Here is a 17,405-nt window from a genome sequence, read left to right as displayed (position 1 = left end):
GCCGTAACCTTTCCTCTCAATTTATTTATTATTGTTGAACAGTCTCACAAAAAAGTTAAGTTTGTCTAAATTCCATGTTTGATCTAAAAATTAGTCATAAACATTTTCTATGCAAGTAGCTGACACTGGTTCACTCTATAATGGTGTCACAGCAGTCCTACATCATGCCGCCACGAACCGTCATACCGCCGCGGTATCTCTTAACATAGATCCCCTACTATACCTTAACATAGATCCCGCTAACAAGTAGCGGGATGACGATTGTCGTTTAGCCATAAATATTAAGAAATTTACTAAATGAAAAAAAAGGCAAAAGAAGCCCTGGGGTTATTATCTGCTTTAAAATATTGGCGTTTTTTATGTTTTAAACGCTTGACAAGCGAGATTCAGCCGCTTTTAATTGCAACTAACTTACGCTGCAAATGTTTAAGAAATTTACTAAGCAGAAAAAAAGACAAAGAATCCCCGAGTTAGCTAGTCTTTTACTATCTCTGTCGAGTATTGGCATTTTTTGATGTCTTGTAACGCTTTATAAGCGCGTTCAGCTTATTTAGATAAAAATCTAGATGTAGATGAAGTTTTGTAAAGACATACAGTATCTATATACTGCAAAAAATTGAACATAAGACGCCGATACATTAAGTAATCCTTACCTTTTAATCTGCAGATTGGCGAAAGCAAATACAATAGCTTCACTGTTATGATAAGGGGGCTGGCGAAGGGTGTCAAGGAAGTTTTTTCGTTTCTATTCCCAATAAAAGTTTGTTATATGGTTATGCAAGAAGTTTAATGAATCGCGGCATGACGTCTTAGCTATAGATGCTGGTCTGTGTGATTTCAAGAGAAGCTTAGTAGATAAGTTGTGTTTTAAACCAGATTCGGTATTTTAAACTGAACATTTTCAATAATACCACCTGGCATAACTGAAATTTTTACACTCAGGTTTACTTTTAGGTAGTCCATTAATTCATCAACTAATATGTCAGGAGCGGAAGCACCTGCAGTGATTCCTATCTTTTCTACGCCCTGGAACCAGCTTTTATTTACACATCTGTAATTATCAATCAAGTAGGCTCTTTTTTCTCTAGCAGTGCACAGATCTAATAAGCGGTTTGAATTTGAGCTATTTTTACTTCCTACAACTAATACCATGTCTACAATTTCAGCTAGCTTTTTAACAGCATTTTGTCTGTTTTGCGTTGCATAGCATATGTCCTTTAAATCTGGACCTGTTATGCTTGGAAACCTGAGCTTCAGGGCAACAATAATTTCATGGGTATCGTCGATGCTTAACGTGGTTTGTGTAACATAAGACAAATTATCTGGATCTTTAACCTTTAAATCATATACATCCTGCAAAGTTTGCACTAAAGTGATAGGATTGTTTACTCTTCCCCTAATTCCCTTAACTTCTGGATGGTTTTCATGCCCAATGAGAATTAATTCTTTACCACTGTTTTCATACCTTTTTGCTTCTTTATGCACTTTGCTAACTAAAGGACATGTTGCATCAATCACTTGAATACCCTTTCTTTTTGCCTCATCTTCTATATTTTTTGATACTCCGTGCGCGCTGAAGATCAGTATTCCTTCATTATCTTCAATTGCCTCGATACTGCTTACAAAAACCACTCCTTGTTTCTTAAAGTCCTCTACTATATATTTATTGTGAACAATTTCGTGTAGCACATAAACTTGGCGCTCGTTTTTATATTTTTCTAAAGTAATAGCTAATATGTCCACAGCTCTTTTTACCCCGGCACAAAAACCTCGTGGTTCAGCTAAGATGATTTCCATTTTTGTCAAATCAAGTAAATATGCAAGCATTACTTAAAAATAAGCTCCGCTCACTGTGTTTCATAGTACCATTATTTATATTTTATATAATAATTATTTTTCGCATATTCTCTTTAACATTTGATCAACCTACTACTTCAGAAAATTTTAGAAAAGATAATATAGTACATAAACAACCTGATATTTTAGATAGAAATGGAGTGGTAATAGCAACAAATGTGCCCACAACATCACTATATATAGATGCAACCAAAGTAAAGAATCCGGACAGTATAGCAGCACAACTGTGTTCTACTTTGCATGACCTCGAATACAAGAACTTATATAGAGTACTTACTTCAGAAAAGAAATTTGCTTGGATAAAGCGGCACTTGACTCCAAAAGAATTACTAGCGATCAAAAACGCTGGTGTACCAGGAGTAAATTTTTATGACGACATAAAGCGTATATATCCTCACAGTAATTTATTTTCACACGTGCTTGGTTACACTGACATAGATGGCAATGGTATTGCAGGAGTTGAGGCGTATATAAGTAAAAACAAACAACATTCTGTTATCCAAGTACCTGATATACAGTTGTATGAATGTTGCAACTTGAAAGCAATTCCTGCACAGCAATTCCCCACACAACAGATCCAGTGCGTGACACTGGGATCCAGATATAAAAATACTGACAAATTACGTGATGAACAACGGATTCCAGAAACATATGTCAAAAACAATGTTTGTGATGAAATTGCGCATAAAACTGGATTCCAGTGTCAGTGCACTGGAATGACACCAGACCAAGCTTCTGCACAATCTTCTGTCATCCGACAGGGATGGTCACGCTCTGCTGATCAATATGTTCAACTATCCTTAGATACACGAGTGCAAAGCATAGTGCATGAAGAGCTAACTAAAGCTGTAAGCAGATATCAGGCACTTGGCGGAGTAGGAATTGTTTTAAATGTGAGAAATAGTGAAGTTATCTCGATGGTCAGCCTACCTGATTTTAATCCCAACTTACAGAATAAGGCAGAAGACGTACAAAAGTTTAATCGCGCCAGTCTTGGGGTATATGAGATGGGGTCGGTATTAAAATACTTTACAATAGCCGCAGCGCTTGATGCGAACGCTACAAAAACTAGCGATTTATATGACGTATCAACACCAATCACCATTGGAAAGTATAAAATTCAGGATTTTCATAAATCTAAAATTCCAAAAATTACTGTGCAAGATATATTTGTAAAATCATCCAACATTGGTGCAGCAAAAATTGCAGTCAAACTAGGTATTGAAAAACAGGTAGAATACTTTAAAGCTATGAAGCTATTTTCTCCTTTGAAAATAGAAATACCAGAAAAATCCACACCGATAATCCCGGATAAATGGAGTGAAAACACTTTAATAACAGCATCTTATGGTTATGGCATAGCTGTAACTCCTATACATCTTGCACAAACTGCAGCAGCATTAATCAACAATGGGATATTTCATAACGCAACCTTGATGTTGAATAAAAGAAGTATAGGAGAGCAAATTATCTCAAGAAGAACTTCCAGGGAAATGAGAAAATTATTACGTGCAGCAGTAACAGATGGCACTGGCAGAAAAGCAAAAATAAAGGCATATTCAATAGGAGGAAAAACTGGATCGGCGGAAAAAGTTGTAGATGGTAAATATAGCAAAGATGCAAACATAGCATCATTTATAGGAGTGCTAACTATGCTTGACCCAAGGTACATAGTGCTAATTGCTATTGATGAGCCTCAAGGGATGCACCATACCGGGGGAGTAATTGCTGCACCTATAGTAAGAAACATTATAAATAGAGTAGCACCTATACTAAATGTTACACCTGAGATGTAAAATTATGATTGCTTTACTATAATTTCAAATTTATCATTACCAAAATCCTTATTAATATACCAAGAACCATCATCTTTAGTTACAAATTCAAGACCTTTAAGGTCTTTTTTTATTGTCTTTCCATTTTGACCATCAATAGCGATATTAATATCGAATGTAATAATGTCTAGATTTATCATAGCTTCTTTCCCGCTGCACGAATTTAGACTGAACTTGCCTAACATGACATCATTAAAACTCACTTCCCCTGTATAGACATCACACTGACCGTCCACACAACACGTAGTTTCAATATAGAAAAGATCTGACATACAAAATACCTTAAAAAAAAGAACTAAACATATATGGCCACTACACCACACCGCTAACAAGTAGTAAAGCGTCGATAAACCTAAGTTACTTTAGCTACGTAGCCATAATACAGCTAGAAATGTAAAATTCAACAGTTAATTGTGTGATTAATAGAGAAGTCTTATTTAGTACACCTTATAGGAATGGCTGTTTAGTTTTTTTGTTAATCTTTTTTACCATGCTGTCAATCATATGCTTTATCCCTTGATATACAGAGTATGTACTTTCGTCGCTACGCATATAAGCAGAACAGGAAAATACATTATGTTCTTCGTCTTCTATTGATAACTCTGTATCGCATTTTATGTGCTCGCCGCCAAGCCTTTCTATCAACTGTTCTCTGTCATCTCCTATAGTTACCTTAACCTTACTTTCTTCTTTACCTATCTTGCTACTTAAAATTGAAACAATGATGGCTGGAGATATGCATATCGCTCCTATTGGCTTTTTTGTAACAAAAAATTCTGAAACTAATCTTTCAAATTCAGGCATTACTGTCACCATGTCTTTACTTTCAGCTAAGTCAGATAAATTTTTCGCAACCCCGTATCCACCAGGTACAACTAGCATGTCAAAATTTTCAGCTTTGGCTTCTTTTAAGTCATATATTTCGCCTCTTGCGATTCTTGCTGCTTCTACAAGTACATTCCTTTTTTCTTTTGTTGCCTCTTTTGTTCTATGATTCATAACTTGTGTGATATTGATATCAGGTGCAAAGCATTTAACATCCACTTCCTGCTGATCAAGCACAAGCAAACTTAAAACCGCTTCTCTTACCTCTGCACCGTCAAGGTGACCACACCCTGATAAGACCACAGCAGCTTTTAATTTTTTTTCACCCATAAAGTACCTTGATTTCATATAATCTAGATATTTTAATACAAATTCTATATTTGGAAAGGGGTATGTTATATCAATTATAATATAATTAATGATTAGTATGTATAATTAGGCATATTTATAATCAACAAAGCTGAATATGGAATCTAGCAATAGTATGTTTTTTGACACTGACTATCCAGAACTAAGAAAAGCTATTTCAGATATAATAGAAAGTATTGCACAATCCTCACAAGAGGGGAAAAAAGAGTTATTTACAACCCTATCAGAACAAGTTAAAGGGATGAACCTCAAAGATTTAGGTTTAGCAATTAATGACCAAGGCTTGCAAAAGGAGGTAAATAAAGAATTATTTATAAAACTCATTGAAGAAGCACTTAAAGATTTAACTTCTGAAAATGTTAACTCAAAAATAATAGAAGAGGCGTTAAAATCTGTTAATCAGCAAGCAATAAGTAATGTTATAAATAATAATAAAGGTCCACTGGACAATCTAGTCAATTATTTTAAATCAGCCTCTGCAAATGAAAAAATAGGAATAGCTTCTGCTGGAATGGTATTAGGAGTAGCATTTTCTCCGCTTATTGTGCTTGCTACATTAATAGCGCTTGTAGCTATTGGAGCACGTTATGTAGGAATAGGTATAGGAAAGGCAGGGGAAAAAATAAAAGAAGGTGCGATTGATGCAGGAAAAGCAGTGAAAAGTTTATCTAAAAATTTAGGGGATAAATTGCCTGAGGTTGGGCCAAAAAAAGATAACTTTAGTAAATTATACAACAGTTTGGCTCAAGAGATTATAGGCTATAATATGTCCGAAGAAGGTGAAAAAATAAAAAACGCCCAGAGTAAAGCAAAGGTCATAGGCATGCTTCAAAATGAAGGGCAGCGATCTGCTATACAAGAGTTAGTAAAGAATGGAACTATTCAAAATTTTTCAGAAGATGACATGAAAAAGCTTAGAGAAAAAGGTACTAGTACTTATGAAAGTGATAAGGAAGCACTTGAGGAACTTATGGAGAAATTTCAATCTAAAATTATGGCCATTGGTGAGGGTAAAATAGAGGAGGTAGAAAAAATTGTTGATGAGAAAGTTGCAGCAATGAAGCCATCTTCTCACTTAGGTATTTCAAGTGCTGCACGAGTTAGTGAAGGAGGAATCACAGGACCAAGTTGATGCATTTTTTTACGCAAAAATTACTATCAGAAAGTGGGGTTACGCTACTCCTTTTTATCCACTTTTTTGAGCAATCCACTTCCACATCTAACACACATCTCAGTGATTATAATATCCAATTTTTGATCATGTTTTTCTACAGGTAAATCTTTACAATATTGTTTCTCATAGGCTACACCTATAAATATTTTTCCAAGTGGCCGCAGTTTTTCTATCATTGTATCATACCAACCACCGCCAAAACCCAATCTATTAAAATGATCATCAAAAGCAATAACAGGAGTAATGATTGTGTCGGGAATTACATCTTCATTTGTTTTGTTCCATTCCTCAAATTTTAGTAACTTATTTTTATTAGGAATTGCTACTTTATAATCTAAATCGAGTAAACTATGCATCAAAGGTACAACATTTATTTCCCCGTCCATTGGAATGTAAGCTGCTATTGTTTTGCCTTTAACGTAGCTTAAGTTCTGATTAAAGAGATTAATAAGGGAATTTGCTGCATAACTGGAATAACTTTCATCAATATCTTTTCTTATAGCTCTATATTGCTCTCTTATTTCCTTTTTGTGCTGTTTAATATCTTTGAACATGATCTATCCATTTTGCAGTAAGTTTTTCTTGTAAACTATTTTGCTTCAAGCGCTCACTTAAAAAGTCAAAGTCAATAAACTCCATATCCTGGTCTTGATTACTGCAGCTATAAACAAAACTTCTTTCTCCTGTTTCCTTATTTATATGTTGCTGAACACATTGAGCACAGATTTCTTTCATCATACACTGCATAGGAGAATTAACTGACGATATTGCTATATGACTTGACTTCAGATATGGCTTTAAAATTGTTTTTCTAGCTTCATTCACAGCTTTCATCATTTTATCAGAACCAATAGTGATAATTTTATCTATAACGTTCAAATTAATACCTAATCTTCCTTGTTGATAAGAGACTATTGCATCAACTATATTACCATGAAAGGATTTATCTTGATCTCTGCTTGTTTCTATCAATCCTTCTTCACATGCCCAAACTACTGCATTTGATGCACGCTCTATCAGTGCTCGTTTAAATACATCACTTAACTTCTTATAGCCAGCGAAGTACAAAACCTTGTTATTATTTTCAAGACATGCCTTCCCTATCGAAAATAACACTGCATTTCCAACTCCACCACCAATTAGCATTATATTCTTCATGTGCTATTTTAACTACATTTGTTCAAATTTTTTGAAATTTTATAGAACAAAGTAATTTATATAGTTCTATACACAAAGACAGAGACAAGGACACTCTCTGACTTCAACTATACCGATAACTGATAGCTGCATTTTTACGCATATCATCTAATAACAAGTTGCTTTGTATCATAATCTTTTGTTGGTACATTTTCTGTTTGATTGCTTCTATACCCGCTACATTACTCTTGATATCACACAACATCATCAACTTTGCAGTGCCATTTTCTCTCAATTCTACTATTTCATTCACACTTGTTTTACTAAATAAAATCTGTAAATCAGGATTTAAATCTCGCATTTTTATTTCAAATTCTTTTGCGTTTGGCAGCTTAAAATTATCTGCTAATTTATCAAAATTTAAACAATTAACTTTTTGCTCCTTGAGATTATCTAATAAACTTTCTGAACCTTCAACCACAATCTGTTTTAATTTTAAAGTGCTTTCCAGCAGTGCATGATTAAGTTGTACTTTATCTATTACTTTTATAACAGAGTAACCTTCACTAAAACTGAATGGACCTGCTATGTCGCTGGTTTCTAATCCTTCTAAAACGTTCTTGAGTTTTCCTTTTAGCTGACTTAAATTAACTGTTGCTTTACGCATCTTTATTGGAGATTCTGGGTTATTACTGTTGCGTAATTTTTTTACTAAATCTTCAGCTATACCATAAACGTCCTTGTCTTTTTGATCAGGAATTATAAACTCTTGGAACGTGATAAGATAATCCGGCTTTTCTGTTTGCCTTTTTACATCATTTACTTCTTTATCGCTTATATTAATAAATGGCACAATTCTTACTTCAATAATTTTGCTCCACAGTAACTGACATTTTATTTGTTTTCTTAAAATACCAAGATCTATATTATGCTTCTCTATGTATTGATCAACTTCATTAGCCTTAAGTTTAAAACTTTGGGTTAAAAATAACATGATAGCATTATCTAACTCCTCGTTGCTCAATTTTATATTCAGCCTCTGCGCTTCATTGATAATGATAATTTCGTCTATTAGCTCCCTAAGAATTTGAGGCTTTGCTCCTTTTTGATCAACACTTTGAGTGCCAAACAATGAATTTATAAAGTTGATGCGTTTTTCGATATCTAAATTTGAAATTGGCTCACCATTTACATCTGCAACAATTTCAATCTCGATTGCAAGCAACCTAAGTGGCAACACTATTAACAGTAAAATTAGTATTTTATGCATATAAGTAAGGTTAATAACCAATTCTATAATAAATACTGAGTCAATGCTAGCCAACTTTTTAATAGTGATCTCAGTGACAATGGAAATAAAAACCATTGCAACAAAATCAGGTACGCTGGTAAATAGGCTAAAAACATGCTAATATAGCGAATTTAGACCGTGCTCAAAACAGTATACGGAAGGAGAGGGATTCGAACCCTCGATACGACTTTTGGGTCGTATAACGGTTTAGCAAACCGCCGCCTTCAGCCGCTCGGCCACCCTTCCAAATTTAGAACCTAAAGATTATATAATACCAAGACCTCTACCACCTGTCTAATGCTTTTAATTGCAATATTTGTATCTGTTCAGATGCATGGCTAATGCTGAAACAAAAATTCCAGTGCTCCCTTTCTTGTCATCCCAGTGCGTGACACTGGGATCCAGGATTTTGATTAGCACTAAGTTGGTGAGCATATAAGTGTTATGTTAAAATATAACGTTTTTACGGAAAGTCTGGATCCCAGTGTCACGCACTGGGATGACATCGTTTACTATGTGCCATATTGCAATGTTCGTACGGTTGTGCGCGGTATAGATTCCGCTAACGAGTAGCGGAATGACGAATTTGTTATTTTTCAAATCGTAGAGCCACTTTAGCTATAAATCAACAAAAACTAATTTCCGCTTTTAATAGAGCTTGCAACAATTTGTTTTGCTTCTTCTACACCAACCCATTCTCCAACTGCTACCGTTTTTCCCTTTTCTAGATCTTTATAATGAGAAAAGAAATGAGTAATTTTATCTAGTAGGCTTTTAGATAAGTCAGAATAGTCCTTTATATTGTCATAATAGCTATCAACACTGGAAACAGGCACAGCTAATATTTTCTCATCTTCTCCTTTTTCATCTTTAGTGAGTAATGCGCCTATTGGACGCACCGATATTAAAACACTAGATGCTAAGGGAAATTGAGTTAGCACCAAAACATCCACAGGATCACCATCACCTGCGCAGGTATTTGGTATAAACCCATAATTGCAAGGATAAGTCATTGAGGTAGACAAAAATCTGTCAACTTGTAACAACCCAAACTCTTTATTAAATTCATACTTTACAGGCTCAGCATTCGCACTTATTTCAATTACCACATTCACCGCATTTGGTCCCGCTGTTATTTTACTTAAATCCATAAATTACCTCTTAACTTAAGATTATACAATATGTACTTTTAAGTTGCTACATTTATGTAGTTCTAAGCTTGTTTTGCATGGAGCGGTCCTAAATTTTCATTCATCATCTTATTGACTGTTGAAAGTGGTGGTTCCTGTGGTGGTTTCAATAATTGAAATAAGGCATATACTATTACAATAGTAAGCACCGCACCAATTATCAGGTTAGTAAGGTTGTCTTGTGGCAAAACATTTTTTATTGAGTTGAGCAATTTTTGCTCCATAAGGAAATAATCAGCAACAGATAACCCAACAGACAATATAAACATACCTAAAATAAGTTTACAGACTGTGTTTTTATAGTCTTTTTCTTTTTTCTTGCTGGTGATAAGATTTGGCCTATATTCATTCTCTTCTGGCAACACTGAGTAGTATATATTCTCAGGGCTCATTACTAATTGTTCAAATTCATCACTATTTTGGTTTTTTAACAGTTGCTCTAGGGTGTTTTTTGTATTTATAGGACATGTTAATCCATCCATTTTCAATGCTTTCTCTTGCCGATCCACATTCTCATGGTCGATTGTATATTTATCTCTACTTGATAATCCGATCATGTGTAGTTTGCTAGCTAAGTGCACTATATAGTTCTCTATTAACTGATTCTCACATATCTCTAGTACTTCTCTTCTTACTGTTTTGTTAGATGGTGAAAGTTCTTTATAGTAACTACCTATGGAAAACAACAATGCAATATCTTTATCTACTTTTATATTATGAATAGAGTAGTAACAGCCAATAACGCACTTATTTAATGCAAATTCTCTGTCATATTTGTTTAATGTATTTCCTTCACTTAGTAACTTTCTAAGACCAATGAGTACTTTATTTTCAAAATCTTCTTCTGTTTTAAATATTGGTTCTCTCTTTGGATTTGCTAAGATGTTAAGTAAATCTAATTTTCTTCCATCTACTACTTCATTTATATATTCATTTAACTCAGATCCTTTAATAACTTCATATATTTTATCTATGACATCTTTAGTATTCAGGTTATTGTTTTCACTTAGAATTTGATAAGCTTGAGCATAAATTAAAAACAGCCCTTGTAGACTAAATTTTAAGTTAAAATATTTATCTAATGGTTCCTCTTTTTTTCTAATGAATTCAGACAAACCAAAATGATTTCTGTGATCCATAAAACGACCTAAGTCAGCATGTTGAAAGCTACCTAAAAAAATAAATAACGTCTCTAATAAATTACCCTTACCAACAATTTTTATTAGTTCTTCAATTTCTTTTATCATTGCTGAAACCTATAATGTTCTACTTTATAGTATAAGGGATACATGGCAAAATAGCAATAAATGTTATTAGACTTCTTGCATAACCTAAACTAAGTAGAAAAAGGTATAGCTATACCGCCGCGGCACTAACAAGAGATCCCGCTAACAAGCAGCGGGATGACGAGGTTATCGTCATGCTGTCGCGAACCGTCATACCGCGATTCATTCGCGGTATCTCAGCCGCTAACAAGAGATCCCGCTAACAAGCAGCGGGATGACGAGCTTATCGTCACGCCGCCGCATACCGTCATACCGCGATTCATTCGCGGTATCTCTTAGCCGCTAACAAGCAGCGGGATGACGGTTGTCGTTTAGCTATAAATATTAAGAAATTTACCAAATAAAAAAAAGGCAAAAGAAGCCCCGTGGTTGGCTAATTACTTACATTATACTTTCAAGTATGGCGTTTTTTTTATTCTAAACGTTTAATAACCGCGATTCAGTTGCTTTTAAGCCGCAACTAATCTAAATTATAAACATTAAGAAATTTACTAAACAGAAAAAAAGGCAAAAGAAACCCTAGGGTAGCTAGTTATTCACTATCTATTTTTTAAGTTGGCGTTTTTTAATGTTTTAAATAGCGTATTTCAGCTTGTGTAGGTAAAAACCCAGAAATTTGATAAAGACATAGAGTGCACATAGTGCAAAAAATTAAACATGAGACGCCAGATACGTGAGTTTTTTTGTCATTTAATCTGTACAGAGAAGATAAATAAATAGCTTCAGTTTCATGATAAGGGGGCTGGCGAAGTTTGTAAAGTAACTTTTGCATTTAATTTAAAGTAAAAAAACAGAAATGTTTTGGTTTGAGGTTTAATTGCCGGAATTTACAATTGGGAGTTGCCTGTATGAGCTTTGAAAGAGGTACTATTCATTTGATAATTCAAAAAACTTGAAAGAATAAAGATAGCTATTGAAATTATCTTGATTTACATCAGTTATCCAAGTTTGACATTGAATACTTAACACTTCCTCCATTAACGCCTTTCTGTAATGTTTATCCAGATGAGACATTATATCATCAAGTAGAAGAAGTGGTGCCTTATTGTAATGAATACACCTTGCTTTTACACTGGATAAAATAATAGAAAGCAGTAATAACTTTTGTTCTCCAGTGGAGCACAGATTTATTGATACGTTTCTTTTTTGACAAAAAACCCGGAAATTATCGTTATGCACACCAAGGGTTACTCTACCAGTCAATGAATCTTTTTCTCTGTTTTCCTTTAGACGATTCTGAAAATATTCTGCAGTATCGTCCAAAGTTAGCTGGCTGCTGAATTTCAAACTTGCCTTCGGAAAAAGCTTACTGGAATGGTTATCAATTGTATCTTGTAATATTTTTAAAACAGACGATCGCATATGTAAAATACTAACTGCATTAACGGCCATTATGTTTTCAAGACTAGAGAACCAGTTTTTGTTCAAAATGTTCTCCCTCAATAGTTTACTTCGCTCATGTTTAGCTTTTCTATATTTCATGTAGCAGCAAGTGTAATTTTCTTCAAACAGTGAAACTATACGGTCTAAAAATTTTAATCTGTCACTTGGAGAATTAAGAAGAACATAGTCCATTTGTGGAATCAGCCATATTACATTGGATATCTTATACAGAGATGAATAACTTGATTGCGTTTTTCCATCAATTTGTATTAGTTTCTTATCAAAACTCTTTGCGATACCAATTGAATTAAAATCCGTTCCATTAAAAAAATCATAGTGCACTACCCAATCTTCATTACTGAATCTATTTTGTATCTCACTGGCTTTTGCTTTTTTCATTCCATTGCTTTTAGCAAGCAACGAGATTGCTTCAAGTATATTAGTTTTACCAATACCATTTTCGCCAGTTATTACAACTGAGCTATCATCTGAATCCAGTTCAAAGTTTGAGTGGCTACGAAAATTATGTAATTTCAGCTTTTTTATGTAGCAATGGGTAGCCATTAACCTATTCTTTAGTTTATATTCTCTTTACTTCTTCCAGAACCTCATCAACATGTCCACTAACTTTTACATTTTTCCAGATCTTCACTATTTTACCTTTTTTATCTATTAAAAAAGTAGTGCGTTCTATTCCCATATACTTTTTGCCAAACATACTTTTCTCTACCCAAACACCATATTTTCCCAACATTTCAGCATTCTCATCAGAAACTAAAGAAAACGGCAGAGAGTATTTTGCTTTGAAGTTAGTGTGGCACTTAACACTATCTTTTGATACACCAATTATCACTGTGTCAAGGGAAGAAAAATCATCTATTTTATCTCTAAAGCCTTTTGCTTCCATCGTACAACCCGGAGTATCGTCTTTAGGATAAAAATAAAGAGCTACATTTTTTTTATCAAAAAATTCACTCAGTGATAAATTTTCACCAGAATCTGTTGGTAAACTAAAATCAGGTGCATTATTTCCTACTACTAACTCCATACCTTGCTCCATTAATAACGCTTCTATCTATAGTAGTATATTGTAGTCAGAGTATCAAATTTTATATATAGCTAACACAGATAAGATTCTTGATAGGGGGCTTATTGATAACTGCCTTCTCGGCTTGCCGCTTTTGATAAAGTGTGGTTTTCGTCTGATGTAAGGCCATATCAAATAGATCCTATTAAAAATCAATCGAATCTTCACATGTTTGTTCTTCATAAAAGAAGTTCAATGTTATCGTAGTACCAAGTTTCGCTTCACTTTTAATGTCAAAAGTTCCACCCATTAACTCTACTAATTTCTTGCTTAGCGGTAATCCGATGCCCGTACCTTCGTTTCTATATCCCGAATCTGCTTGGCCAAAAACAGACATAACTTTATATATATCCTGCTGCATTATTCCTATTCCATTGTCATGAAACTCAATGGTTAATAAGTTTTTTTCTATATTTTCTTTTATCACCATTCTTATTAAACCATCTTTAGGAGTAAACTTGATTGAGTTTGATAATAAATTTATTATAACTTGTTTCATTCTCTTGGAATCTGCAATGACTAATAATTGTTTATTAGTCATCTCTTTTTTTAAATTAATCCCTGCTTCTTTTAATTTAGGTAATAGCATATTTACGCATGAATCTATTATTTTGTTCAGGTTAAACTTCACTTTTTCTACTGTTAAACTACTTGATTCAGCTTTAGAAAAATCGAGCACATCATTAATTAAGGCAAGTAAGTGTGTCCCTGCATTATATATATCGTCTGCATACTCCTTGTATTGAGAGTTATCCATTGAACCTAAAGTTTCATTTTTGATCAACTCTGCAAATCCAATAATAGCATTAAGAGGTGTGCGTAATTCATGTGTAACGCTTGCAAAAAACTTTAGCTTGTTTGCATTTTCTTGCTCTAATGCCTCTTTTATCTGCTGTAATTCAATGTTAGTTTTATGTTGCTTGGCCAGCATTTTGGTATTAGAAAAGTGCAAATAGAACATTATTAATATTAAAATTATTAATAATAAGCCTAAAAATATTAAAAATAGGCCATATGCTATAACATAAGAATTATTGTAGCTTCGAAGAATCTTCAAAAAAAACGACGGCTTAGCGCTATTTTCATGGAATATAGGGAAAATAGAAGTTAATGTATTTCCTGTAGTATAAAGTATTTCTTGGTTACTTAATAATTTATCAATTTCATCGTTTGTAAGTAACTGTTCATAATCATAATCTTGAGTGTTAAAATTACTGAATATTATTCTGCCGTTTTGATCATACAGTATTAAGCTGAAATCCTTTACTTTGCTCACTGATTGTAATAATTCAGCACGCAGTTTTACTAGTTGGTTTATGTAGTCAAAATTTTTGTATTTAATGTGATGCTTTTCTATTAGTAAATAATGGTATTTTTTTATTATACCATTTTCTAATACACTTTTTAAGTTTACACTTGAATCACGGTAAGAAGAAAGGAAATTACTCCTTAGTAAATAATTACAATATATCACACTGAATAAAATCATAAAAATTGATGAGAATAATGCGATAACTTTTGTGTATTTGTTTTTTCCCAGTGCAGAAAACATTAATTTACCTATCTTATACATATCCTTACTCATTGCGAAACAACGGCTTTTATGTTATTAATAATAAAATTTAGCATATAATATTTTATGACAATTTCTCCTATTTTGCCAGTTTATTCTCCTATTAACATAAATTTTTCTTATGGTAAAGATATTTACTTGTATGATATTGACGGTAAGCGCTACGTAGATTTTCACTCCGGAATAGCCGTTAGTAGCTTAGGTCACACTAATTCGCGATTAATTAGTGCTCTTAAATTGCAAGGAGAAAAATTATGGCATATATCAAATACCTATAATATACCTGCTGCCAATAATTTTGCAGAAAAATTAATAAACAATAGTTTCGCTGACACTGTATTTTTCTCAAATTCTGGATCAGAGGCAGTAGAATGTGGGCTTAAGATTGCTAGGGTCTATCAAAACGGAAAAGGCAATAAAAACCGTCACAGAATTTTAACATTCCATGGTGCATTTCATGGAAGAACCTTCCTAACTTGTGCTGCAAACGATAAACAGAAATTTTCTGAATTACTGAGTCCCTGTATTGATTGGTGTGATAATATCGAGCCCAATATTGAGAGTGTAAAGAAAGCAATTTCAAGTGATATAGGCGTTATATTAATAGAACCAATACAAGGGCAAGGTGGTATCAAAGTAATGAATGAAGTCTTTATGAAAGAACTAAGAAAGCTGTGTGATGAAAATGACATATTGTTATTTTTTGATTGCGTGCAATGCGGTGCTGGTAGGACAGGAAAATTATTTGCATACGAACATATAGGAGTGGAACCTGATATATGTGCTCTTGCAAAGGGAATAGGCGGCGGGTTTCCGCTAGGGGCTTGTCTTGCGACTGAAAATGCTGCTAAATACATGGCAGTTGGTATGCACGGTTCCACTTTTGGTGGCAATCCGCTTGCAACCTCAGTAGGTAATGCTGTGTTCGAAGAATTGCTCAGTCCTGGCTTTTTGAAAAATGTTGAAATTAGAGGTAAGTATTTAAAAAATAAATTAGAAGACTTAGCAAGTAAATTTCCAATAATAGAAGAAGTGAGAGGGAAAGGGTTAATGCTTGGAATAAAAGTGAAAGCAGACAATCAAAAATTTGCAGAAGAGTTAAGTCATCGTGGTTTACTCACTGTTGGAGTAACATCAGATAACGTTGTGAGAATTTTACCTCCACTAATTATCACTGAAAAAGAGATTGATGAAGGAATTGAGATTCTGGCTCAATATTTATCTGAGAAATCTTCTGATTAGATGCTTGATATTAATATGAACGACAATCTGGTATGCTTAGGAATTATTACCTCTCCTCACGGAATTAAAGGAGCTGTTAAATTAAAAACTTTCACCGAAAAGCCCAAAAATATCTCCTTATATGGTGAGCTAATAAGTGGTGATGAGAATTATAAAATAGACTCAGTATCCATCATAGGTGATAATTTAGTAATAGCTACAATAAGTGGAGTAAATTCCCGTAATGAAGCAGAGCTTTTGAGGAATAAGAAGCTATATATAGAAAGAAGCAAGTTACCAGAGCTAAATGATGAGGATGAATTTTATCAAAGTGACCTTGTAGATATGGAAGTAAGGCTGGAAAGTAATGAATTATATGGCAATGTAAAATCTGTGTATAATTTTGGCTCAGGGGATATATTAGAAATTTTAGTTATCAGCACAAAAAAACGTATTATGCTGTCTTTCACTAAAGAGATATTTCCACATATAAATATAAAGGGGAGGTATATAGTATTAAATATACCAGAATTTATTGACTAATAAAGACTTTGATATTTATATAAAGCTATTTATAATTATAAGATCAAATTGAAAATGTAATTATGGCAGAAAGAGCTAACGATATCAGACCAGGTCAGGTGTTGGAACATAACGGCGGATTATTTTTGGTTGTAGGTATTATGCATACTCAACCTGGTAAAGGTGGTGCATACATACAAGCCGAAATGAAAAACATCAAAACCGGAGCAAAACACTATGAAAGATTTCGTTCTGATGCAACAATCAGAAGGGCAATTTTAGATGAAGAGGAATATGTTTACCTTTTCACTGAAGGAAACATTGTAAATCTTATGCATCCAAGTAATTACGAGCAAATCACTATAAATTTGGACTTATTGGGAGAAAAAAAAATTTATTTACAGGATAACATGAAAATTAAAGTTGTAGCTTATCAAGACAAAATAATTTCTGCGCATGTGCCTGATTATGTTACACTTGCTGTGAAAGAAACAGAGTCTGTTATTAAAGGACAAACTGCTACTGCTTCTTATAAGCCTGCAATTTTGGAAAACGGAATGCGCGTTAACGTGCCTCAGTTTATAAAAGAAGAGGATAAAATTGTAGTATATACTCCAGATGACAGCTATTATGAAAGAGTGAAAGAGTAAAAAGA

General features: G+C 33.6%; 16 protein-coding genes and 1 tRNA gene. 5 read left to right on the top strand and 12 right to left on the bottom strand.

Translation table 11 applies throughout. The features are described 5' to 3' along the window. Nucleotides 1-867 precede the first annotated feature (867 nt). Nucleotides 868-1,797 carry a 4-hydroxy-3-methylbut-2-enyl diphosphate reductase gene (gene ispH, locus OPR39_RS02850; protein WP_265039427.1) on the bottom strand — a complete coding sequence of 310 codons (930 nt, stop codon included), beginning with the start codon at nucleotides 1,795-1,797 and terminating at the stop codon, nucleotides 868-870. A 20-nt stretch (nucleotides 1,798-1,817) separates the two neighbouring features. Between ispH and OPR39_RS02845 the strand changes: the two genes are divergently transcribed. Then, nucleotides 1,818-3,653: a peptidoglycan D,D-transpeptidase FtsI family protein gene (locus tag OPR39_RS02845; protein WP_141456705.1), complete on the top strand. Its 1,836-nt coding sequence runs from the start codon at nucleotides 1,818-1,820 to the stop codon at nucleotides 3,651-3,653. Nucleotides 3,654-3,655: 2 nt separating this feature from the next. Here OPR39_RS02845 and OPR39_RS07110 read toward each other — a convergent pair whose 3' ends face one another. Next, complete coding sequence (locus tag OPR39_RS07110; protein WP_039963709.1) at nucleotides 3,656-3,964, bottom strand: hypothetical protein; 309 nt, start codon at nucleotides 3,962-3,964, stop codon at nucleotides 3,656-3,658. 175 nt (nucleotides 3,965-4,139) lie between these two features. After that, on the bottom strand, nucleotides 4,140-4,847 hold the full coding sequence (elbB, locus tag OPR39_RS02835) for an isoprenoid biosynthesis glyoxalase ElbB (RefSeq protein WP_022626165.1): 708 nt from the start codon (nucleotides 4,845-4,847) through the stop codon (nucleotides 4,140-4,142). Between the two features lie 136 nt (nucleotides 4,848-4,983). Between elbB and OPR39_RS02830 the strand changes: the two genes are divergently transcribed. Then, nucleotides 4,984-6,018, top strand: a complete 1,035-nt coding sequence (locus OPR39_RS02830; protein ID WP_015589478.1) for a hypothetical protein — start codon at nucleotides 4,984-4,986, stop codon at nucleotides 6,016-6,018. Between the two features lie 44 nt (nucleotides 6,019-6,062). Here OPR39_RS02830 and OPR39_RS02825 read toward each other — a convergent pair whose 3' ends face one another. From OPR39_RS02825 to OPR39_RS02785, 9 genes are all read right to left on the bottom strand, one after another. After that, nucleotides 6,063-6,614: a 5-formyltetrahydrofolate cyclo-ligase gene (locus OPR39_RS02825; RefSeq protein WP_015589477.1), complete on the bottom strand. Its 552-nt coding sequence runs from the start codon at nucleotides 6,612-6,614 to the stop codon at nucleotides 6,063-6,065. Then, entirely contained in the window at nucleotides 6,598-7,218 is a 621-nt protein-coding gene (locus OPR39_RS02820; protein WP_015589476.1) for a ferredoxin reductase domain-containing protein, read from the bottom strand. Before OPR39_RS02820 ends, OPR39_RS02825 begins: the two co-directional genes overlap by 17 nt. Nucleotides 7,219-7,321: 103 nt before the next feature. Further along, nucleotides 7,322-8,467: a SurA N-terminal domain-containing protein gene (locus OPR39_RS02815; RefSeq protein ID WP_141456704.1), complete on the bottom strand. Its 1,146-nt coding sequence runs from the start codon at nucleotides 8,465-8,467 to the stop codon at nucleotides 7,322-7,324. Nucleotides 8,468-8,643: 176 nt separating this feature from the next. Beyond that, nucleotides 8,644-8,734, bottom strand: a tRNA-Ser gene (locus OPR39_RS02810). A 389-nt stretch (nucleotides 8,735-9,123) separates the two neighbouring features. Beyond that, nucleotides 9,124-9,639 carry an inorganic diphosphatase gene (ppa, locus tag OPR39_RS02805; protein ID WP_012673395.1) on the bottom strand — a complete coding sequence of 172 codons (516 nt, stop codon included), beginning with the start codon at nucleotides 9,637-9,639 and terminating at the stop codon, nucleotides 9,124-9,126. Nucleotides 9,640-9,701: 62 nt separating this feature from the next. Beyond that, a complete protein-coding gene (locus tag OPR39_RS02800) occupies nucleotides 9,702-10,925 on the bottom strand; it encodes a WD1261 family protein (protein WP_015589474.1) in 1,224 nt (407 codons plus the stop codon). A gap of 906 nt (nucleotides 10,926-11,831) precedes the next feature. Then, the gene (recF, locus tag OPR39_RS02795; protein ID WP_265039017.1) at nucleotides 11,832-12,911 is read right to left on the bottom strand and encodes a DNA replication/repair protein RecF; all 1,080 of its coding nucleotides are present in this window, start codon (nucleotides 12,909-12,911) and stop codon (nucleotides 11,832-11,834) included. A 16-nt stretch (nucleotides 12,912-12,927) separates the two neighbouring features. After that, nucleotides 12,928-13,395, bottom strand: a complete 468-nt coding sequence (gene bcp / locus OPR39_RS02790; protein WP_015589489.1) for a thioredoxin-dependent thiol peroxidase — start codon at nucleotides 13,393-13,395, stop codon at nucleotides 12,928-12,930. A gap of 184 nt (nucleotides 13,396-13,579) precedes the next feature. Next, entirely contained in the window at nucleotides 13,580-15,007 is a 1,428-nt protein-coding gene (locus tag OPR39_RS02785; protein WP_015589488.1) for a sensor histidine kinase, read from the bottom strand. A 66-nt stretch (nucleotides 15,008-15,073) separates the two neighbouring features. On the opposite strand from OPR39_RS02785, the gene OPR39_RS02780 reads away from it, so the two are divergent. The 3 genes from OPR39_RS02780 to efp all read left to right on the top strand — a co-directional run bounded on the left by OPR39_RS02780 (nucleotide 15,074) and on the right by efp (nucleotide 17,400). Continuing rightward, the gene (locus tag OPR39_RS02780) at nucleotides 15,074-16,249 is read left to right on the top strand and encodes an aspartate aminotransferase family protein (RefSeq protein WP_015589487.1); all 1,176 of its coding nucleotides are present in this window, start codon (nucleotides 15,074-15,076) and stop codon (nucleotides 16,247-16,249) included. Nucleotides 16,250-16,264: 15 nt separating this feature from the next. Further along, nucleotides 16,265-16,771: a ribosome maturation factor RimM gene (gene rimM, locus OPR39_RS02775; RefSeq protein ID WP_015589486.1), complete on the top strand. Its 507-nt coding sequence runs from the start codon at nucleotides 16,265-16,267 to the stop codon at nucleotides 16,769-16,771. Nucleotides 16,772-16,833: 62 nt separating this feature from the next. Beyond that, nucleotides 16,834-17,400, top strand: a complete 567-nt coding sequence (efp, locus tag OPR39_RS02770; RefSeq protein WP_012673415.1) for an elongation factor P — start codon at nucleotides 16,834-16,836, stop codon at nucleotides 17,398-17,400. The last annotated feature ends 5 nt before the right edge of the window (nucleotides 17,401-17,405 follow it).

The organism is Wolbachia endosymbiont (group A) of Yponomeuta plumbellus, from assembly GCF_947251575.1.
Classification (GTDB): domain Bacteria; phylum Pseudomonadota; class Alphaproteobacteria; order Rickettsiales; family Anaplasmataceae; genus Wolbachia; species Wolbachia pipientis.
Note: the sequence above shows the minus strand (reverse complement) of the source record. Positions and strands in the feature narration are given on the sequence as shown.